General features: G+C 71.1%; 2 protein-coding genes. Both read right to left on the bottom strand.

What is annotated here, in order from left to right; translation table 11 throughout:
• Positions 1 to 26: 26 nt before the first annotated feature.
• Entirely contained in the window at positions 27 to 320 is a 294-nt protein-coding gene (locus WEB03_RS13805; RefSeq protein WP_368071498.1) for a hypothetical protein, read from the bottom strand.
• On the bottom strand, positions 317 to 1,885 hold the full coding sequence (locus WEB03_RS13800; protein ID WP_368071497.1) for a hypothetical protein: 1,569 nt from the start codon (positions 1,883 to 1,885) through the stop codon (positions 317 to 319). Before WEB03_RS13800 ends, WEB03_RS13805 begins: the two co-directional genes overlap by 4 nt.
• Positions 1,886 to 1,927: the final 42 nt, after the last annotated feature.

Here is a 1,927-nt window from a genome sequence, read left to right as displayed (position 1 = left end):
ACAAGGCCCGGATGACCTACTCGGGCTCACCGTTTCGTGAACGTGATCCGGTCGGTGACCAGTGGTGTGAACGGCACCCCGTCGCCGCGGCGGAACTCGACCGCGAGGGTGTGCTCCCCACGGGTGGTCTCGACCGGGAAGGTGACTTCAGTGCATGGGTCATCGACGGGGCACGGCTGGGTCGGCGCCGGGGTGATCGTCTCACCGTCGAGGGCGACCGCGAGTTGGCCAGCCTCCTCGGGATCGGCGGGGACCTGTTCGGCTGGCGGGCTGCTGGTTGCGAGGCTGCCTCCGGTGACGGCGACGGTCACCTCGATCATGCGGTCGGCGACCGTGTCTCCGTCGACCGGCGAGAGGATCGCGATCTCGATGTCGTCGGCGAGCGGTAGGAAGTCGGGGGGTGCCAGGCGACGGTGATGGGGCCTTGGAGGGCGATGGCACCGATCGCGGCGCTCGCGACCGCGCCGTAGGTCGCGGGCTCGGTGAACGCCAGACGGAGCGGCGTGAGCGCGGCGAGGATCAGTGCGACGAGCGCGACGACGCCGATCGGGAACGCCCATCCGACCCAGTCCGAGAGCAGCTCACCACCGAGTGGGGCGAGGCTCGAGACGATCGCGACGCCGGCCAGTGGGAGTACCAGGTCGTCAGGTTGCGACATCTGCACCCGGCCGATGAGCACGAGGCCGAAGACGATGACCATCCCCAGGGAGGAGACCACGAGGAGCGCCTGCCACGTCGCGCCTTCGCCGGCGTGGGCGAGCATGAGCGGCTGGACCGCGGCGATGGCGAGCACGCTCGCGCTTGCGTGCCGCGATGCCCGGCCGGAGGTTGTCCGGTCGGATCCTGGTCGGGCGTCTCGGTCGGGGGTCTCGCTCGTGCCGCGAGGGCCCGGCCCCGTCAAGAGGAGCCGGCCGGTACCGAAGAGCGCGGCCAGCCCGGCGCCGAAGGCTGCGGCGATCAGGGACCGGGCGAGGTGGGCGGGGAGGGAGGTTGGCAGGATCGGCGCTGTCAGGGCATCGAACCGAAGTGCGACCCAGACGATTAGTGGCACGCCCGCTGACCCTCCGATGAGGCGAGGGGCGAGACCCGGCCGTCGTCGGATGAGGTGAGCCGACGCCGCGATCGCCAGTGCGACCCCGGGTAGGAAGACCGTCGCTGGGTCGACTTGGACGCCGCTCGGCAGCCCGACCGAGGACGCGACGCCGACGACGGCCGCGGCGACCGCGCCCACCGCAGCGATCACGGCCGTCGCGCCGGTCCGCCGCCAGACCAGCGCGATACCGAGCGCCGCGACGGCCAGGAACACGAGGGCCGGCAAGAGCGGGATGCTCGATGGCAGCCACTCGAGACGTCCCGACACCGTGACGGGTTCGTCGTCGACTTCGATCTGGAACGACCAGTCCGTCACCTCTTGAGGGGTGGACGCGGCAGGGTCGATCTGTCGCGGGAGCGCGGGAGACATCCAGTGGATGCGGTGGTCGTGCCAGGCGTAGGTCCCGTCGGTCGCGACCTGTTCCCACCGGGGCGGCGCCTCTGCGCTGGCTCCGGGCGGGACCGTGGTGTCCTGTGCGCCGTAGCGCGCATCGTTGAGCCAACGGGCAGGTGAGGCGGCGTTGCGTTCCACGGTGCCGTCGGGCAGGAACCGCAGGTACGGCTCGTCGTCGTAGCCTTCCACGGTGACCGTCGTCCCGGTTCCGGCGGAGAGGACCAGGAACGCGTCTCCGCCGAGCACCTCGACGTCCACGTCGGCCGGGTTCGGCTCCACCGACTCGATCGTCGAGCGGTAGTTGGTCGGACCTGCAGGGTCAGCCAGCGCCGGGGCAGCTCCGACCAGCAGGAGCAGTAGGGTCAAGGGCAGCAGGGTCAGCCGCCTCAGCATCGTCATGCGGACGGCTCCTTGCGACGCGGGGTGAACAGCAGGGCGGCC

It is taken from the genome of Nitriliruptor sp., assembly GCF_040882075.1.
GTDB lineage: Bacteria > Actinomycetota > Nitriliruptoria > Nitriliruptorales > Nitriliruptoraceae > Nitriliruptor.
This window is presented reverse-complemented; position numbering and strand designations above follow the sequence as displayed.

Coding starts and splice junctions, on each gene's coding strand:
- WEB03_RS13805 (WP_368071498.1), bottom strand. CDS start 320: ATGATCGAGGTGACCGTCGCCGTCACCGGAGGCAGCCTCGCAACCAGC.
- WEB03_RS13800 (WP_368071497.1), bottom strand. CDS start 1,885: ATGACGATGCTGAGGCGGCTGACCCTGCTGCCCTTGACCCTACTGCTC.